The 15,910-nt window shown below is 64.6% G+C and carries 12 protein-coding genes; 2 read left to right on the forward strand and 10 right to left on the reverse strand.

Features of this window, described 5'->3' with window-relative positions; translation table 11 throughout:
* Positions 1 to 27 precede the first annotated feature (27 nt).
* From XH92_RS34160 to deoC, 7 genes are all read right to left on the reverse strand, one after another.
* Complete coding sequence (locus tag XH92_RS34160) at positions 28 to 1,467, reverse strand: extracellular solute-binding protein (RefSeq protein ID WP_312000884.1); 1,440 nt, start codon at positions 1,465 to 1,467, stop codon at positions 28 to 30.
* A 49-nt stretch (positions 1,468 to 1,516) separates the two neighbouring features.
* Positions 1,517 to 2,554 (reverse strand): carbohydrate ABC transporter permease, encoded by a 1,038-nt coding sequence (locus XH92_RS34165; protein WP_194456067.1) that lies wholly within the window; start codon positions 2,552 to 2,554, stop codon positions 1,517 to 1,519.
* Positions 2,551 to 3,426 (reverse strand): carbohydrate ABC transporter permease, encoded by an 876-nt coding sequence (locus XH92_RS34170; protein WP_021076112.1) that lies wholly within the window; start codon positions 3,424 to 3,426, stop codon positions 2,551 to 2,553. The genes XH92_RS34165 and XH92_RS34170 overlap by 4 nt, the downstream gene beginning before the upstream one ends.
* Positions 3,427 to 3,433: 7 nt before the next feature.
* Complete coding sequence (locus XH92_RS34175; protein ID WP_194456068.1) at positions 3,434 to 4,357, reverse strand: ribokinase; 924 nt, start codon at positions 4,355 to 4,357, stop codon at positions 3,434 to 3,436.
* A gap of 4 nt (positions 4,358 to 4,361) precedes the next feature.
* Positions 4,362 to 4,817: an RbsD/FucU family protein gene (locus tag XH92_RS34180; protein ID WP_194456069.1), complete on the reverse strand. Its 456-nt coding sequence runs from the start codon at positions 4,815 to 4,817 to the stop codon at positions 4,362 to 4,364.
* Positions 4,818 to 4,899: 82 nt separating this feature from the next.
* Positions 4,900 to 7,287: an aldehyde dehydrogenase family protein gene (locus XH92_RS34185; RefSeq protein ID WP_194456070.1), complete on the reverse strand. Its 2,388-nt coding sequence runs from the start codon at positions 7,285 to 7,287 to the stop codon at positions 4,900 to 4,902.
* Between the two features lie 10 nt (positions 7,288 to 7,297).
* On the reverse strand, positions 7,298 to 8,215 hold the full coding sequence (gene deoC / locus XH92_RS34190) for a deoxyribose-phosphate aldolase (RefSeq protein ID WP_371818101.1): 918 nt from the start codon (positions 8,213 to 8,215) through the stop codon (positions 7,298 to 7,300).
* A gap of 417 nt (positions 8,216 to 8,632) precedes the next feature.
* On the opposite strand from deoC, the gene XH92_RS34195 reads away from it, so the two are divergent.
* Positions 8,633 to 9,358, forward strand: coding sequence for a DeoR/GlpR family DNA-binding transcription regulator (locus tag XH92_RS34195; protein ID WP_246787833.1), 726 nt, complete (start codon positions 8,633 to 8,635; stop codon positions 9,356 to 9,358).
* An 80-nt stretch (positions 9,359 to 9,438) separates the two neighbouring features.
* On the opposite strand, the gene XH92_RS34200 is transcribed toward XH92_RS34195, so the two are convergent.
* The 3 genes from XH92_RS34200 to XH92_RS34210 form a co-directional block, all read right to left on the reverse strand.
* Complete coding sequence (locus XH92_RS34200; RefSeq protein WP_194456073.1) at positions 9,439 to 10,590, reverse strand: substrate-binding domain-containing protein; 1,152 nt, start codon at positions 10,588 to 10,590, stop codon at positions 9,439 to 9,441.
* Positions 10,591 to 10,664: 74 nt separating this feature from the next.
* A complete protein-coding gene (locus XH92_RS34205) occupies positions 10,665 to 11,657 on the reverse strand; it encodes an ABC transporter permease (RefSeq protein WP_194456074.1) in 993 nt (330 codons plus the stop codon).
* Entirely contained in the window at positions 11,654 to 13,228 is a 1,575-nt protein-coding gene (locus XH92_RS34210) for a sugar ABC transporter ATP-binding protein (protein ID WP_371817854.1), read from the reverse strand. The genes XH92_RS34205 and XH92_RS34210 overlap by 4 nt, the downstream gene beginning before the upstream one ends.
* A gap of 260 nt (positions 13,229 to 13,488) precedes the next feature.
* Here XH92_RS34210 and XH92_RS34215 point away from each other — a divergent pair, with 260 nt between their 5' ends.
* Entirely contained in the window at positions 13,489 to 15,321 is a 1,833-nt protein-coding gene (locus tag XH92_RS34215) for a PQQ-binding-like beta-propeller repeat protein (protein WP_194456076.1), read from the forward strand.
* Positions 15,322 to 15,910 lie beyond the last annotated feature (589 nt).

The raw sequence follows: 15,910 nt of genomic DNA on the forward strand, positions 1-15,910 counted from the left end.
CATCGTCCGGGACGTCTCACTCGAAAGCTAGTTCTTGGGCGGCAGGCCCATCGCCGCGCGATAGGCGGCAAGCTGCTTGGCCCGGCCGAACTCGTCGGTCAACCGATTCCACTCCTTCGCCATCGCGTCGAGCGCCGCCTGCGGCGTGGTCTGGCCGGCCAGTGCCTTGCCGAGCTCGATCTCCACGACCTCGGTGTAGGAGAAGTAGCCGGGCAGACGCATGTCGAGCGCGACGTTCTTGGCGTTGATGGAGTCCGATTGCGCGCCGAGATATTCCTTGGCCTCTTCCGGCGAGAAGATCTTGCTCCACAGTTGCAGGTTGGCGGTGTGCGATTTGCGGTAGGGATTGACGCCGCTGCCGCCGGTGATCGCCGCCTGGCCCGACACTTCAGGACTTGTCAGTGTCTTGACGAAATCCCACGCCGCCTGCTGGTTCTTGCCGGCCTTCGGCACCGCGATCTGCCAGCCGCCGAACGCCATGAACGGGCCCGGAAGCACGCTCGGGAACTTGTCCCACTTCTTGGTCTTGGCGTTCCAGATCTCGTCCGAGCCGGGCAGCATCGCCGAGCCGACCTTGCCCGAGATCTTCGACTGCTTCGGGTCGGCGGCGATGACGCCGGTGTCGCCCCAGCCGATCGATTCCGCCACCTGGCCGCCGGCCACCGCCGCGTTCACCTCACCGAACGAGAAGTTCAGCGCATTGGGCGGCCCGAGCTTCGATGCGCGGATGTATTCCTCGAGCCCCTTCACCCAGCCCGGGTTGTTGATCTGCGCGTCCATCGTCTCGGGGTCGAAGAACATCGCGCCCGGATAGTTCGGATTGTTCGCGTAGGCCGCCGCATGGCTGAAGAAGAACCAGAATTGCTGACCGCCGCGGCGGAAGGCCTCCGCCGTTCCCCACAGGCCCTTGTCGGGCCGCTGGAAGAACTCCGCAATGTCGAGATATTGCTTCCAGGTCTTCGGCGGAGCGAGGTCGTAGCCGTATTTGGCCTTGAAGGCGTCCTTCTCCTTGGGATCGCTGAACAGGTCGGTGCGGTAGGTATAGGTGTGGACGTCGCCATCCATCGATTGCGAATAGATCTTGCCCTCCCACACCATCAGGCGTTCGCGATAGGCCGGCTCGATATCGTCCCAGTCCTTGCCGGACTGCATTTCCTTCGGCATCTCGCTGAGGTAGGGCACGAAATCCGGCAGCCAGGCCGGCGCAAAGCTGACGAGATCGAACGTCGCGTCCGACGCCGTGAGCGATGTCGCGATCTTCGGATAGAGCTCGGACCAGGGAAACTCGACGACATTGACCTTGCCGCAGGTCTTCTTGGCCCATTCGTCGGCGCCAAGCTTGAGCGCGGAGGCGATATAAGGTCCGGTCTGCGACGCCACCGTCAGGGTGACGCCGGTGTAATCCGGACTGCAGGCAGCGTTCGCCTGGCTCGCGGCGCAGGCCATCGCGAGCGAGGTGGTCAGCATCAGGAACGTCCGTCGCAACATCGTCTAGTCCTCCCTACAAGGTTTTTTGCTATTTGATGGCCCCGAGCAGCAGGCCCGACCGCATCATCCGGCTGAGCAGACCCGCCATGATCATCATGGGAACGATGGCCACGAGCGCCGCAGCCGAGATCGCCCACCATTCATCGCCGCGTTGGCTGTTCTGTCCCGCCACCAGGATCGGCAGCGTCTGCCATCTGGAATTGGTCAGGAACAGCGCGAACAGGAACTCGTTCCAGACGAAGGCCAGCGTGATCATGAACGTCGCCAGCAGCCCGTTCATCGACATCGGCACCACGATGCCGATGAAGATGCGCCAGCTCGGCACATTGTCGACCATCGCCGCCTCCTCGACCTCGATCGGGATCGCCTCGAAGAAGTCGCGCATCAGCCAGACCACGATCGGCAGCGAGAACGCGACGTAGCACAGCGTCAGGCCGACGAAACTGTCGATCAGCTGGAAGCCCAGCCGGCCGATCTCGCTGTAGAGCAGATACAGCGCGAAGGCCGTCACGATCGGCGGGAACATACGCTGGCTGACGAACCAGAACAGGATGTCCTCATTGCCGAGGATCGGTCCGGGCAACGGCAGACGATTGGCGACGACAGCGGCGAGCAGCGCGATTGGAAAGGCGAGCAGCAATGCCTGCGGCCGGGTGAACCCGAACGTCGCGTTGAAGAGCAGATAGCCGCCGAGCGCGAACAGGAAGAACACGAGGCCCGCACCGAGGCGGACCTTGAACTCGAACCGCACGAGCGCATAGGCCGCCATCGCGCCGATCGCGGTGGCGATCGCCGCCGCAGACAGACCGACGATGGTCGAGTTCAGGAAGGTGCGGAAGAACTCGCCGCGAATCCCCTGGTAGAGATCGATGAACGGCTGCAAGGTCGGCGTGAAGTCGATGAACGGCAGATAGGTCGGTCCGCCGACGACGCCCGGCGGCGTCTTGAACGCGGTCACGACCACCCAATAGAGCGGAAACACCGTGATCAGGCACCAGAGGAGAACGCCGAGCGCGACCAGACGGCGGCTCCATGGCGACAGTCCGGTCAGCCCCTGCCCGCTCATCGGCGCTTCTCCAGATGCGGCCGCAGCAGCGCCAGATAGGTGACGCCGATGATCGTGATCGCGATCAGGAACAGGAAGCTGAGCGCCGATGTGTAGCCGAGATTGAACTTCTTGAAGCCTTCCTGGTAGGCGAACAATGTCAGCGTCTCGGTGTCGACGCCCGGCCCGCCGCCGGTCATCACGAACACCGTGTCCATGATCTTGTAGCTCTCGATCAGGCGGATGAAGACGACCGCAGCCGAGATCGGCAGCATCATCGGAAAGGTGATGCCCCAGAACTGCTGCCAGGCACTGGCATTCTCGAGCTCCGCGGCCTCGTAGACGTCTTCGGGAAGCGTCTGCAGGCCGGCCAGCATCATCAGGATCACGAACGGGGTCCACTGCCAGACCTCGACCGCGATGATGCAGGCGAGCGCCCAATGCCCGTTGGTGAGGAACGGCAGGTTGACCAGACCGAACTTCGACAGGAACTGGTTGAGCGGCCCCATGGTCGGGTTGAACATCATGCGCGCCACCAGCGCGACCGCGACGGGCGCCAGCAGCATCGGCAGCAGCAAGGCAACGCGAAACAGCCGCTCGCCCGGCACCCGCGCGTTCAACGCCAAGGCGACACCGAAACCGATCGCGTATTGCAGCCCGACCGCGATGAAGGCGATCAGCGTCGTCGTGAAGAGCGCACTCCAAAAACGCGGCTCCTGCAGCAGCGTGGCATAATTGCCGAGCCAGACGACGCGCGGCGGGATAGGCGGAATCAGGCGATAGCTCAGGAAGCTCGTGGTGAGCGAATAGATCAGCGGAAAGATCGAGATCGCCAGCACGACGAGCACCGCCGGCCAGATGAAGACATGCTTGATCGGATCGTTCCGCATCATCGCGCGGTCATCCCTTCAACAGCGCGTCGATCTCCGCACGCCGCGGCATCGCGGGCGCGGTGCCCGGTCGCGTCACCGAGATTCCGGCCGTGGCCGAGCCGAACCGTGCAGCCTCGAGCGGATCGGCGCCGTCAGCGAGCGCCGCCGCAAAGCCGCCGACGAAAGCATCGCCCGCGCCGGTGGTTTCGACCACCTTGCCGGCGGCGAACGGCGGCACATGCAGCGAGCGGTCCCGCGCATGAAACAAGGCGCCGCGCTCGCCGAGCGTGATCAGCGCCGTTCCGGCGCCTTTCGCCAGCAACGCGTCGCCGGCGCGGCGGGCGCCGGCGAGATCGCCGACCGCGATGCCGGTCAACCCTTCGGCCTCGGTTTCGTTGGGAACGACATAATCGCAGAGCGCAAACAGGCTGCTATCGAACTTGATGGCCGGCGCTGGATTGAACACGGTGATGCTGCCGGCGGCGCGCGCGATCTCGAGCCCGCGCCGCGCCGCATCGACCGGCTGCTCGAGCTGCGTCACGAACACGCTGGAGTCGCGTATGGCGTCCGCCACCGCGTCGACATCGGCCGTACCGATGCCGCCCGCCGCACCCGGCACCACGATGATCGCGTTGTCGCCGCGCGTCTCGTGGACATAAATGAATGCCGCGCCGGTCGGCGCATCCGCGGTCCTCGCCACGCGCGGCCGGATTCCCTCGGCCTCCCAGGTCTTGATCGCAAGCTCGCCAAAGGCGTCGCTGCCGATCCGGGAGATGAAGCTCACACTGGCGCCGGCCCGTGCGGCCGCGACAGCCTGGTTGGATCCCTTGCCGCCGGGCCCCATCGCGAATCCCGATCCGGCGATGGTCTCGCCGATCGCCGGCATGTTGCCGGCGCGGAACGCGAGGTCGACGACGAAGACGCCGAGGACGGCGACGCCATTCTTGCTCATGTCGTCACTCCCCGTCCGGCGCGATGACGCCCTTGCTGAACAGGAAGCAGCCGTAGAAGCGTCGCTCGCCGGTCGCGATCACGCAATAGGCTGCCTTGGCCTTCTCGTAGAACGCATGGCGCTCGACACCCACCAGCGGCCAGGACCGTCCCTCGGCGCGATCGATCGCGGCCTGCACCTCGCGCTGCACGGGCGGCACTTCCTGCGGCTGTCCGACAATCTCCATGCGGATCGCGGCGTCGTCGACGAAGGTATCGAGCGGCATCACCGAGAGAACGGCTTCGACCGCCTTGGCGGCGCTTACATTGTCTATGCGCAGCAGCCTGCCGAGCGCGCTCTGGCGCGCGATCGAGTCGGCCGGAAAATTGGTATCGCATACCACCAGGCGATCACCGTGCCCCATCGCCCGCAGGGCGTAGAGCACGTCGGCATTGAGCAGTGGATCGATGCCTTTCAGCATGTTTGCGTCCCTCCCTTGTCTTCAAGATCGCCGGACTCTGGCGGTCCGGATCCTTATTCCCTATCACCGCAAGGTGACGCCCCTAGTCACCATACGGAATCCAGATGTTCTTCACCTGCACGGCATGCCGGAGCAGGATCGGCCCCTCGCTCGCGGCCTTGTCGTACCAGTCGATCGCGAGGCCATGATCGACCAGCGTCCGCTTGAGATTGCCGATCGATAGCCGCTCGGCGGTCGCGGAGGCCTCCTGCGACCCGAACGCCCAAAGCGCGTCGACATCGTCATGCTCGGCAAGCACCTTGACCAGTTCGTCGCGGTCGCCGGTGACGATGTTGACCACGCCGCCCGGCACGTCCGACGTCTCGAGCACCTGGTAGAAATCGGTCGCGGCGAGCGGATGCCGTTCGCTCGGCACCGCGACGACCCGGTTGCCCATCGCAATCAGCGGCGCCACCAGACTGATGAAGCCAAGCAGCGGCGCCTCGTCGGGACAGGCGACACCGACCACTCCGATCGGCTCATGCATTGCCAGCGCCACGCCGCGCAGCGGCGGTGCGTGGACGGATCCCTCGAATTTGTCGGCCCAGGCGCCATAGCTGAACAGCCGCTCGATGCTCGCATCGACCTCGTTGCGCGCCTTCGCGCTCGAAACGCCGGTCATGTCCGCGATACGGCGGCTGAACTCGTCACCTCGAGCGGAAAAATTCTCGGCAAGGTAATAGAGGATCTGGGCGCGATTATGCGTCGTCGCCCGCGCCCAGGACTCGGCGGAGCGCGCCGCGGCCACCGCATTGCGGATATCCTTGCGATTGCCCTCGCCTGCCTCGCCGAGACGCCGGCCCTTCGGCGAGAGCACCGCGCGCGAATAATTGCCGTCCGGACGCACCTGCTTGCCGCCGACGAACAGTTTTGCCGTCCGATCGATCGGCGGCACGTCGAAACCGGCGCCGGCGCTGGCCGCAATCGGCGGAGGCGATGGCTTGGGCCGCGCCTTGCGCCCGCTCCAGGCCTTCGGCTTGAGATATTCGTACATGCCTTCACGGCCGCCCTCGCGGCCAAAGCCGGACTCGCGATAGCCGCCGAAGCCGACGCTGGCATCGAACAGATTGGTGGCATTGACCCAGACCACGCCGGCCAGGAGTTTTGGCGCGATGTCGAGCGCGAGCCCAATCGTCTCGCTCCACACGCTGGCGGCAAGGCCGTAGCGCGTGTTGTTGGCGAGCATGACAGCCTCGTCAGGCGTGCGGAACGTCATCGCCACCAGAACCGGGCCGAAGATCTCTTCGGTCGCGACCGTTGAGGATGGATGCACGTTCCAGAGTAGCGTCGGCGGATAGAAGCATCCGTCCGCCGGCAGCGCGGCGGACGCCTGATACTTCTCGGCGCCCTCCTTCACCCCGGTCTCGACCAGCGACTTGATCCGCTCGAGCTGCACCGGCGCGACCACCGCGCCCATGTCGATCGCCTTGTCGAGCGGCATGCCGACGCGAAGCGTCTCCATGCGGCGGATCAGACGCCTGCGGAAAGTCTCGGCAATGCCTTCCTGCAGCAGCAGCCGCGAGCCGGCACAGCACACCTGACCCTGGTTGAACCAGATGGCATCGACCACGCCTTCCACCGCGCCATCGATATCGGCATCGTCGAACACGATGAACGGCGATTTGCCGCCAAGCTCAAGCGTCAGCGATTTGCCGGTCCCTGCGGTCGACTGGCGGATCAGGCGCCCGACCTCGGTCGAGCCGGTGAAGGCGATCTTGTCGACATCGGGATTCTCGACCAGCAACGCACCCGTCGCGCCGTCGCCGGTGACGACGTTGAGCACGCCCGGCGGCAGGCCGGCCTCGGCCGACAGTTCGGCAAACAGCAGCGCCGTCAGCGAGGTGAATTCCGCCGGCTTCAGCACCACCGTGTTGCCCGCGGCGAGCGCGGGCGCGATCTTCCACGCCAGCATCAGCAGCGGGAAATTCCACGGGATGATCTGGCCGATCACGCCGATCGGCACCTGATCGGCGAATTCGCGGTCCTGCAACTGCGCCCAGCCGGCGTGATAGTAGAAATGGCGCGCGGCGAGCGGCACGTCGAGATCGCGTGTTTCCCGGATCGGCTTGCCGTTGTCGATCGCCTCCAGCACGGCGAACAGCCGCGCGTGACGCTGCAGCATGCGCGCCAGCGCGTAGAGATGACGCGCGCGGCCGTGACCGCCAAGCTTGGCCCAAGTGACCTGCGCGGTGCGCGCGGCGTTGACCGCCGCCTCGACATCGGCGGCGGTGCCCTGCGCGATGCGCGCCAGCGTCTTGCCGGTGGCAGGCTCGCTCGTTGTGAGGTGCTTACCCGCGTGCGGCGCGGTGAACTTGCCGGCGATGAAATGCCCGAACGTGGCGCCATGCCGCGCCAGCCAGGCGCGCGCCTCGCCGTCCGCCTCGGGCGCGGGGCCATACTCCATGGTCTCGAAATAGCTTGCGACGCTCATCGCTGGAGTCTCATCCCACGGGGTGGCGGTTGAAAGCCGAGTAGTGGCCGGTCACGTGATGCTCGAGCTGCCGCTCGATGTCGGCGAGCAGGCTGGAGGCGCCGATGCGGAACAGATCCGGCTCGAGCCAGTCGCGTCCCAGCTCCTCCTTCATCAGGAACTGGTAGTTGAGCACATCCTTTGCCGTCGAGATTCCGCCGGCCGGCTTGAAGCCGATCTTGTAGCCGGTGCGCTCCTGATAGAGGCGGATCATCCGCAGCATCGCCAGCGTCACCGGCAGCGTCGCGTTGACGCCTTCCTTGCCGGTGGAGGTCTTGATGAAGTCGGCGCCGGCCATCATGCAGACCATCGAGGCCTTGGCGACATTGCGCAGCGTCTTGAGGTCGCCGGTGGCCAGGATCGTCTTCAGATGCGCGTTGTCGCAGACCGCGCGGAAATCCCGCACCTCGGCGTAGAGCGCCCGCCAATCGCCGGTCAGCACGTGCTCGCGCGTGATGACGATGTCGATCTCCTGCGCGCCGTCGCGAACCGATGCTTCGATCTCCTTCAACTTCAGCTCGTGCGGCACGAGGCCTGCGGGAAACCCGGTCGAGACCGCGGCGACCGGGATGCCGGATCCATCGAGCGCTTCGACAGCGGTGCCGACGAAGCGATGGTAGACGCAGACCGCTCCGGTATGCAGCCCGCGCCCGGCAAAGCCGAGCCGCTCGAGAAGATCGCCGCGCACCGGCGCCCTGGCCTTGGCGCAGAGGCGCTTGACCCGCTCGGCCGTATCGTCGCCATTGAGCGTCGTCAGGTCGATGCAGGTGATCGCTTTGAGCAGCCACGCCGCTTGCGCGTCCTTCTTGACGGTGCGCCGGCCCGGCAGGCTCGCGACACGCCGTTCGGCGGCCGACAGATTGATCCTGATCTCGTCGAGCCAATCCATCTCGAGCGCGCGGCCGCTGTTGCGCGGAAGCGGATGCAAATGCTCGCCGCCCGGGGAAGGCGATTGCACGGCCAAAGGCGACGGATTCTGGATGAAGACGCTCTGCGTCATGGCGGCGCCGTGCGGTCCTAGCGAATCGAGGAGGTGGGCAGATAGATTGAATGTGTCGATCGCAACATGTGATCCTCCCCTGACCTTGCTGCTGGGCTTGCCGACCGCCTGAGGAACGACACCCCAACGCTCGATCAGCCCGCTGGACTGGATGTTATTATTGTAACAAATCGACGTTGATAAACTCACAACATTGTAAGATCATTGTCAATCGGATAAGCAAGCCCGGCGATCAAAATGGCTGAAACCTCGAACGCACGACCAAGCGAGACACGCGTCCAGCGCCTGCAGAGGCTGCGCCGAGCCGTGGAATCGAGTGGCGCGCTGCATCTGAAGGACGCCGCCGAGCTCCTGAAAGTTTCTGAAATGACGGTGCGGCGCGACCTTGCCGGTCCGGAGGCCGCCCTCGCTTTGCTCGGCGGCTACGTCGTCAATGCGGCGTCGCCGACCGGCATCAAGTACACGTTCGAGCAGGAGATCGACCAGCACACCCAGGACAAGCGTCTCGCCTGTCGGGCTGCCGCGGCCTCGATCAAGGAAGGCGACACGATCTTCATCGACTGCGGCACCACGATGCAGTCGCTGGCGGACTGCCTGCCCGAGGATCTGCCGCTCTCGGTGATCTGCTATTCGATGAACGTGGCCTCGATCGTGACGCGACGGCCGGCCACGCAGGTGATGCTGATGGGCGGGCTCTATCATCCCTCGTCGCAATCCTTTGCGTCCGACGACGGGCTGTCCTATCTGCGGCGGCTCGGCATCAACAAGGCCTTCATCTCCGCCGGTGGCGTGCACTGGACCCGCGGCGCGAGCTGCTCGAATTTTCACGAGGTCGCCGTCAAGCAGGCCGTGATCGAGACCGCGATGGAGAGCATCCTGGTGATCGACGCGAGCAAGCTCGGCAGCCTCAAATCGGCATTCTTCTCCGATATCGGCGCGTTCTCGCGGATCATCGTCGGCGGCGCGGCGTCAGCGGATATGCGTAAGCACTTCCGCAGCCTTCCCGTCGAGTACGTGACCAACGCAACCTGATCCGAGCGGGGGCTGGCACGCCCGGATCAGGCTGCTCACGATGCGCGGGCTCGCGGGACCACGCACCGAACTCAAGCGACTCAGTTACAGGCAGGCTTCGCCTTGTTGCAGGCGTCGGTCAGCTCCGGCGGCGGCTCCTTCTTGAACACCGTCTTGTAGGATTCCAGCACGTTCGACTGCGTCACTGGCAGCGACTGCACGCCGACCCAGGCCGGTGTTTCCTTGCCGAGCAGCGCGTTCATCATGGCCATTGCTTCGGCGACGCCCTGGTCATAGGGACGCTGCGACCCCGTCGCCTTCAAGGGACCGCCCTTGGCGATCTCGATCGCCGATTGCAGGCCGAGGTCGACGGTCGTGACCGGAACGTCGATGCCCTGTGCGCGCATCGAGCTCAGCGTATCGAGCGCCGGCTGATCCCAGACCGCGAACACGCCCTTGACGTCCGGATTGCCGGTGAGGAAGTCGCCCGCGATCTGCGACACCTTCGGCGGATCGGTGAAGTCGACCTGCTTCATCTTGATGTCGGGACGGTTCTTCTGCATCCAGTCGCGGACGCCCTTGGTGCGTTCGTTGGTGCTGAAATAGTCGACGCCGAAATTGACCAGGCCGATGGTACCGCCCTGCGGCATGCAGGAGGCCAGGATCTGGGCCGCGATCTGGCCGTTGCCCAGATTGTCCGCCGAAATCATCGAGGCGTATTCCTCGGGATGCTTGAGGCCGGTCGGAATGCTGTCCATCAGCACCAGCTTGATGCCGGCCTTGGCGACCTTCTTGTAGGTCGGCGCGGTCGCCGTGAAATCGACCGGGATCGAGATGATGCCGTCCGGATGCTGCTGGATGGTGTTCTCGATGTCGGCGATCTGCTTGTCGACCTGATATTCGGCGGACGCAACACCAGTCACGGTCACGCCATACTTCTTCAGCGTGTCGGTGATGCCCTGGATCTGCAACTGCGCCCAATCGAGGTTGACGGTCTGCATGGAGATGCCGACCTTGAAGTGCTTCTCCTTGACCTTGGCGGCGTCGGCGTCCGACAGCGCGAGCACCTCGGGCGACGCGGCCTTCTCGCCGTGCGGCCCTTGTCCGACGATGGATTTCGGTCCAAGCGTCGCGAGATCGACGCCCTTGACGCAGGTGGCCGGCACCTCGGCGCGCGCCGCGGGGGCGATCGAAATCGCTGTCGCCGCGATCAGCGCGGTCAGCGGCAGGGTTTGTCGCAAGATTGGCTTCATTGTTTCCTCCCTTTTTTGGTCGCCGATTGACCGGAGGCCGGCGACCTTGCCCCTACAACTTTCCGGATCGTGCTCTAGCGTTTGGTGAAGGCGACCGCGGCGACGATGATCGCTCCCTTGATGACGAGCTGCATCGGCGAGCTGACGCCGAGCAGCACGAGGCCGTTGTTGAGCGTGCCGATGATGAGGCTGCCGAACAGCGTCCCGAGAATGTAGCCGCGGCCGCCGAACAGACTGCAACCGCCGAGGATCACGGCGGCGATGACGTCGAGCTCCATCCCCTGCACGACGTCGGGCCGCGCTGCGTGCGAGCGCGCGGACAGCACCAGCGCCGCAAGCCCAGCCAGCGCGCCGGTCAGCACAAAGGCTGCGGTCGTCACCCATTTGGTGTTGATGCCGGAATACAGCGCCGCGGTCGGATTGCCGCCGACCGCATAGATACGACGGCCGAACACGTTGTAGTGCAGCAGCAGGATGCCGACGATCATCGCCACCAGCGTCCAGGCAATCGGAACCGGGATGCCTAGGAACGTGCCTTCGCCGAAGATCGCGAAATAGGTCTCGTTGGTGATGATGACAGGCTTGGTGTTGGTGACCATCATCGCCAGCCCCCGCGCCATGCTCAGCGATCCCAGCGTGACCAGGAACGAGGGGATCGAAAGCTGCGTAGTCAGGATGCCGTTGAGCAGCCCGACCAGCGCGCCGGTTCCGAGCCCGGCGGCGGCGCCGACGATCCAGCTGTTGCTGATCTGGCTCATGGCGAGCGCAGCCGCCATGCCCGACAGCGCCAATGTCGATGCGACCGACAGATCGATCTGACGTGCGATGATCACGAAGGTCATGCCGACCGCGATGATCGACACCAGCGTGGTCTGGCGTCCGATGTTCAGGAAATTGTCGACCGACAGGAACCAGGGCGAGGACAGGCTGAACACGACCAAGAGCACGACGAAGGCGATGTACAGCATGTAGGGCCGCTCGCCGCGCAGCAGATTCTGCAAGAGCTTGCGGCGACGGTCGGATCGGGTCGACGCGGCGACGACATTGGGCGCGGTTAGTTCAGTCATGCGGGCTGCTCTTGCAATACGCCTTGTCCGGAAGCCTGGTAGATCTGCAGGAGATGATGGAGCTCTTCGGCATCAACGATCTCGCCCCGCACAAGCGTTCGCGCCACGCGTCCATCGACGATCACGGAGATGCGGTCACAGAGTTCGATCAGTTCGACGAGATCCGAGGAGACGATCAGCACGCCGCTGCCGTCGCGGGCGGCATTGCGGATCACGCCGTAGATTTCCTCGCGGGCGCCAACGTCGACGCCGACCGTCGGCTCGTCCAGCAGCAGCACGCGCGGCTGCGGATCATTCCATTTTCCGAACACGACCTTCTGCTGGTTGCCGCCGGACAACGTCCGGACCAGGCTGGAAGCGCCTTGCGCTTTCACCGAAAGCCGCGCGACCGCAGCGTCGGCGCGCCTGATGGCGGCGCGTTGCTGCAAAAAGCCCCAGCGCGAGAAATGCGGAATCCGCGGCAGAGTGATGTTGCGTTCGATCGAATGATCGAGCACGAGGCCCTGCACATGCCGATCCTCCGGCACCAGCGCGACGCCCAGTTCGATCGCATCCGCCGCGCTCTTCGGCAGCCATGGCCGGCCCTCAATCTCGAGCGTGCCGCTCTCGGCCGGCCGAAGTCCGAAGATCGTCTCGAGAATCTCCGTGCGCCCGCTGCCGATCAATCCGGCAAGGCCATGGATCTCGCCTTTCATCACCGATAAGTCGACGGCCGACAGCCGGTCATTTGACACACCCGACAGGGAGAGAACCGGCGATGAATCGAACGAGCGCGCTGCGGCGGGCGCGGCCCGCGACGCCGCCGGTGCCAATCGATCGGTGCCGATAATGGCGTTCACCAGCCGTTTCATATCGGTATCGGCGGTGACGAACGTGCCGGCGTTGGCGCCGTCGCGCAGCACGGTGACGCGCTGCGATATCTCGAACACCTCGTTGAGCCGATGGGTCACATAGATCACGCCGACGCCGCGGCGCGTCGCCTTGCCGATCGCATCGAACAGGATGCGGACCTCATCCGACGTCAGCGAGGATGTCGGCTCGTCGAGGATCAACAGCCGCACCTCGCCCATCAGCGCCTTGGCGATCTCGGTCATCTGGCGGTAGGCGAACGGCAGCGAGCCGACCGTCGCCTTGGTATCGAGGGGAATGCCGAGCTCGCTCAGGAACGTCTCGGCCCTGGCCATCAGCTCGCGCTTCCGGACAAAGCCGAACCGCGCGCGCGGCTCGCGGCCGAGCAGCAGATTGTCGGCGACGCTCAGGGACTCGACGAGGCTGAGGTCCTGATAGACGACAGCGATCCCCGCCTCGCGCGATCTTGCCGGGCTGTCGAACGTCGCCGGTTTGCCGGCGATCTCGATCGTCCCGCTGTCGGCGGCATGAACACCGCTGAGGATCTTGATCAGCGTGGATTTTCCGGCGCCGTTTTCGCCCAGCAGCGCGTGCACCTCGCCGGAGACGACCTCGAGGTTGACGTCGCGCAGCGCGCGCACGCCGCCGAAGCGCTTGTTGATGCCACCGACCGTCAAAAGCGACGCCGACGGCCGAGGCTCTGCCGCGATCGAACCGGACAATTCCATCCTCCTCCCGTCGCCCGCGCGAGACGCTGATGCGATGATGACATCATGTTATTTTTGCAACTTATTGTGTTATAATTCTATCACATCGGGCGACCTGTCAATGGGAGATCACGCCGTCAGGCGCTCGATTTGGGGGCAGCCGGTCGCGATCAGGCCCGACACACGCCACCGGCCTCCCCATGCACAATGGAAGCCGGCAAGTTGTGCTACGCTGCAGTCGCTCATCTCATCAAAGCCAACGCCGGTGCATCACGATGAAACTGAGTGCCGCGATTGCCGTCGCCCTGATCTCGTCTTGCCTTCCTGCGACAGCGCAGCAAGGCGGAGCCGCCCTCTACGCACAACGCTGCGCGCAGTGTCACGACAGCAGCAACACCGATATCCGCGCGCCGAGCCGCACCGCGCTGCAATCGAAATCGTTCGAAGAGGTTCTCGGTGCGATCACCACCGGCGCGATGTCGTCCTTCGCGCAGGGGCTGAGCAGTGACGAGCGGGCGGCGATCGCCTCGCTCGTCACCGGCAAGACTGCCTCGCACGCGTCGACCGACAGTGCAGGCCAATGCGCGCAGAGCGAGGCCGGGTTTCCGCAGCCGATCGATGGGCCACGGTGGAACGGCTGGGGCGCGGATCTCAACAACAGCCGGTTTCAGACGGCGGCGATGGCGGGCCTGACGAAGGACCAGGTCCCGCGGCTGCGTTTGAAGTGGGCGTTCGGGTTTCCCGGCATATCCACGGCCTTCGCTCAGCCGACGGTCATCGGCGGCTTGCTGTTCGTCGGCGGCGGCGACCGCAAGGTCCACGCCCTCGACGCCAAAACCGGATGCACCCGCTGGGTGTTCCCGACCGACGCGCCGGTCAGGGCGGCCATCAGTCTGGTCCCGATGGATAACGGCCAGTCCGCCATCGTCTTTGGCGATGTGCTCGCCAACGTCTACGCCGTGAATGCTGCGACCGGTGCGCTGATCTGGAAGAGCAGGATCGAGGATCACCTGGCCGCCCGGATCACCGGTGCGCCGACCTTCCATTCCGGCGTCATCTATGTCGGGGTGTCATCGATCGAGGAGGCCACGGGGTCTCGGCCCACCTACCAATGCTGCACGTTTCGCGGCAGCGTCGTGGCGCTGAAGGCCGAAACCGGCGCGCAGCTCTGGAAGACCTACACCATCGCTGAAGCGCCGCATCCCACAAGGACCAACGCCGTCGGGACCCAGTTGTTCGGGCCGGCCGGCGCATCGGTCTGGTCCGCACCGACGATCGATGTGCAACGCAAGGCGCTCTATGTCGCGACATCGAACAGCTATGCCGATCCGGCGACCGACACCAGCGATGCCATCCTCGCCTTCGATCTCGCGACCGGGCGAATGCTTTGGCATCAGCAGGCAACGCCCAAGGACAGCTTCGTCGTTGCGTGCTTCGGCGCCGACCAGAGCAACTGTCCGCAGGACCACGGCCCCGACCACGACTTCGGACAATCGCCTATCCTGGTGACGTTGCGTAGCGGCCAACGCGCGCTGGTCATCGGCCAGAAATCCGGCGTGGTGCATGCGCTGGATCCCGACCATGAGGGCAAGATCCTGTGGCAGACGCGAATCGGTCAAGGTGGCCCATTGGGCGGCACCGAGTGGGGCTCCGCCGCAGACCAGGACCGAATTTACGTCGCCAATTCCGACGTGCGATTCCTGAGGGACGGCTCGAGGCGGCTCAATTCAAGCGAAGGCGGCGGCCTGTTCGGCCTCGATCTTGCGACCGGGAAAATCGAAATGCAGGTGGCGCCGGTTGCCTGTGGCGACCGCCCCCAGTGCAGCCCCGCCCTCTCCGCAGCGGTCACCGTGATTCCTGGCGTCGTGTTCTCGGGCGGCGTGAGCGGCTTCTTGCGCGCCTACGCCACCGATGATGCACGGCTGCTTTGGGAGATCGACACCGCGCGCGACTACACCACCGTGAATGGTGTTCCGGCCCATGGCGGCGCCATGGACGGGCCGGGATCGGTCGTCGTCGACGGCATGCTGTATGTCAATTCCGGGTACGCGCAATGGGGCGGCCTGCCCGGCAACGTTCTGCTGGCCTTCGAGGTCGGCAATCCCTGAGAGGCGCGTTTCAGAATCTGCGCTGGCACGTGAGCACTACTCGCGACGGGCTATTCGTGCTTTGATGGTGGCCAGAACCGGCCGATCGGTCGCAGCCGCTCGTTCCGGCGACTCGCCGATTCAGGAACATGCGCCCCGGAACGACGAACATGGCTGCCGCGCTAGAAATCAATGCGCAATTCGTTGCGCACAAAAAACACAGAAACTATAAGTGCTTGGAAAGATGGTCGGAGTGGCAGGATTCGAACCTGCGACCCCTGCGTCCCGAACGCAGTGGGCATCTTCTAACTTATTGATCTTTCTTCGTGTGGTGACCACTCCCGTCCCGTTTTGTTCACGGTCGTTTCACCCAATTCATTGCGATTTCGTTGCGGCATTTCCCGACGAGAACGGCGCTCGCTGAGATGTCGGGCCGGCGAGCTGCAATGTGACCTGACCAAATCAGCACCACCAGATCTGATCGGAAGGAGAAGCAATCGTAGCGATTTCCGAGCGACCCTAAACTCTGCCGCATGAACACTGGTTTTTGCGTAACAAGCTCAGTTCTTTCAGAAGACCGACCCTGATGACGTCTCGGGAAAAAAGTGGT

It is taken from the genome of Bradyrhizobium sp. CCBAU 53421, assembly GCF_015291625.1.
Lineage (GTDB): Bacteria > Pseudomonadota > Alphaproteobacteria > Rhizobiales > Xanthobacteraceae > Bradyrhizobium.

Excerpts from the sequence above, each read along its gene's own strand:
- XH92_RS34160 (WP_312000884.1), bottom strand. The coding sequence starts at position 1,467 with ATGCTGACCACCTCGCTCGCGATGGCCTGCGCCGCGAGCCAGGCGAAC.
- XH92_RS34165 (WP_194456067.1), bottom strand. The coding sequence starts at position 2,554 with ATGAGCGGGCAGGGGCTGACCGGACTGTCGCCATGGAGCCGCCGTCTG.
- XH92_RS34170 (WP_021076112.1), bottom strand. The coding sequence starts at position 3,426 with ATGATGCGGAACGATCCGATCAAGCATGTCTTCATCTGGCCGGCGGTG.
- XH92_RS34175 (WP_194456068.1), bottom strand. The coding sequence starts at position 4,357 with ATGAGCAAGAATGGCGTCGCCGTCCTCGGCGTCTTCGTCGTCGACCTC.
- XH92_RS34180 (WP_194456069.1), bottom strand. The coding sequence starts at position 4,817 with ATGCTGAAAGGCATCGATCCACTGCTCAATGCCGACGTGCTCTACGCC.
- XH92_RS34185 (WP_194456070.1), bottom strand. The coding sequence starts at position 7,287 with ATGAGCGTCGCAAGCTATTTCGAGACCATGGAGTATGGCCCCGCGCCC.
- deoC (WP_371818101.1), bottom strand. The coding sequence starts at position 8,215 with ATGGATTGGCTCGACGAGATCAGGATCAATCTGTCGGCCGCCGAACGG.
- XH92_RS34200 (WP_194456073.1), bottom strand. The coding sequence starts at position 10,590 with ATGAAGCCAATCTTGCGACAAACCCTGCCGCTGACCGCGCTGATCGCG.
- XH92_RS34205 (WP_194456074.1), bottom strand. The coding sequence starts at position 11,657 with ATGACTGAACTAACCGCGCCCAATGTCGTCGCCGCGTCGACCCGATCC.
- XH92_RS34215 (WP_194456076.1), top strand. The coding sequence starts at position 13,489 with ATGAAACTGAGTGCCGCGATTGCCGTCGCCCTGATCTCGTCTTGCCTT.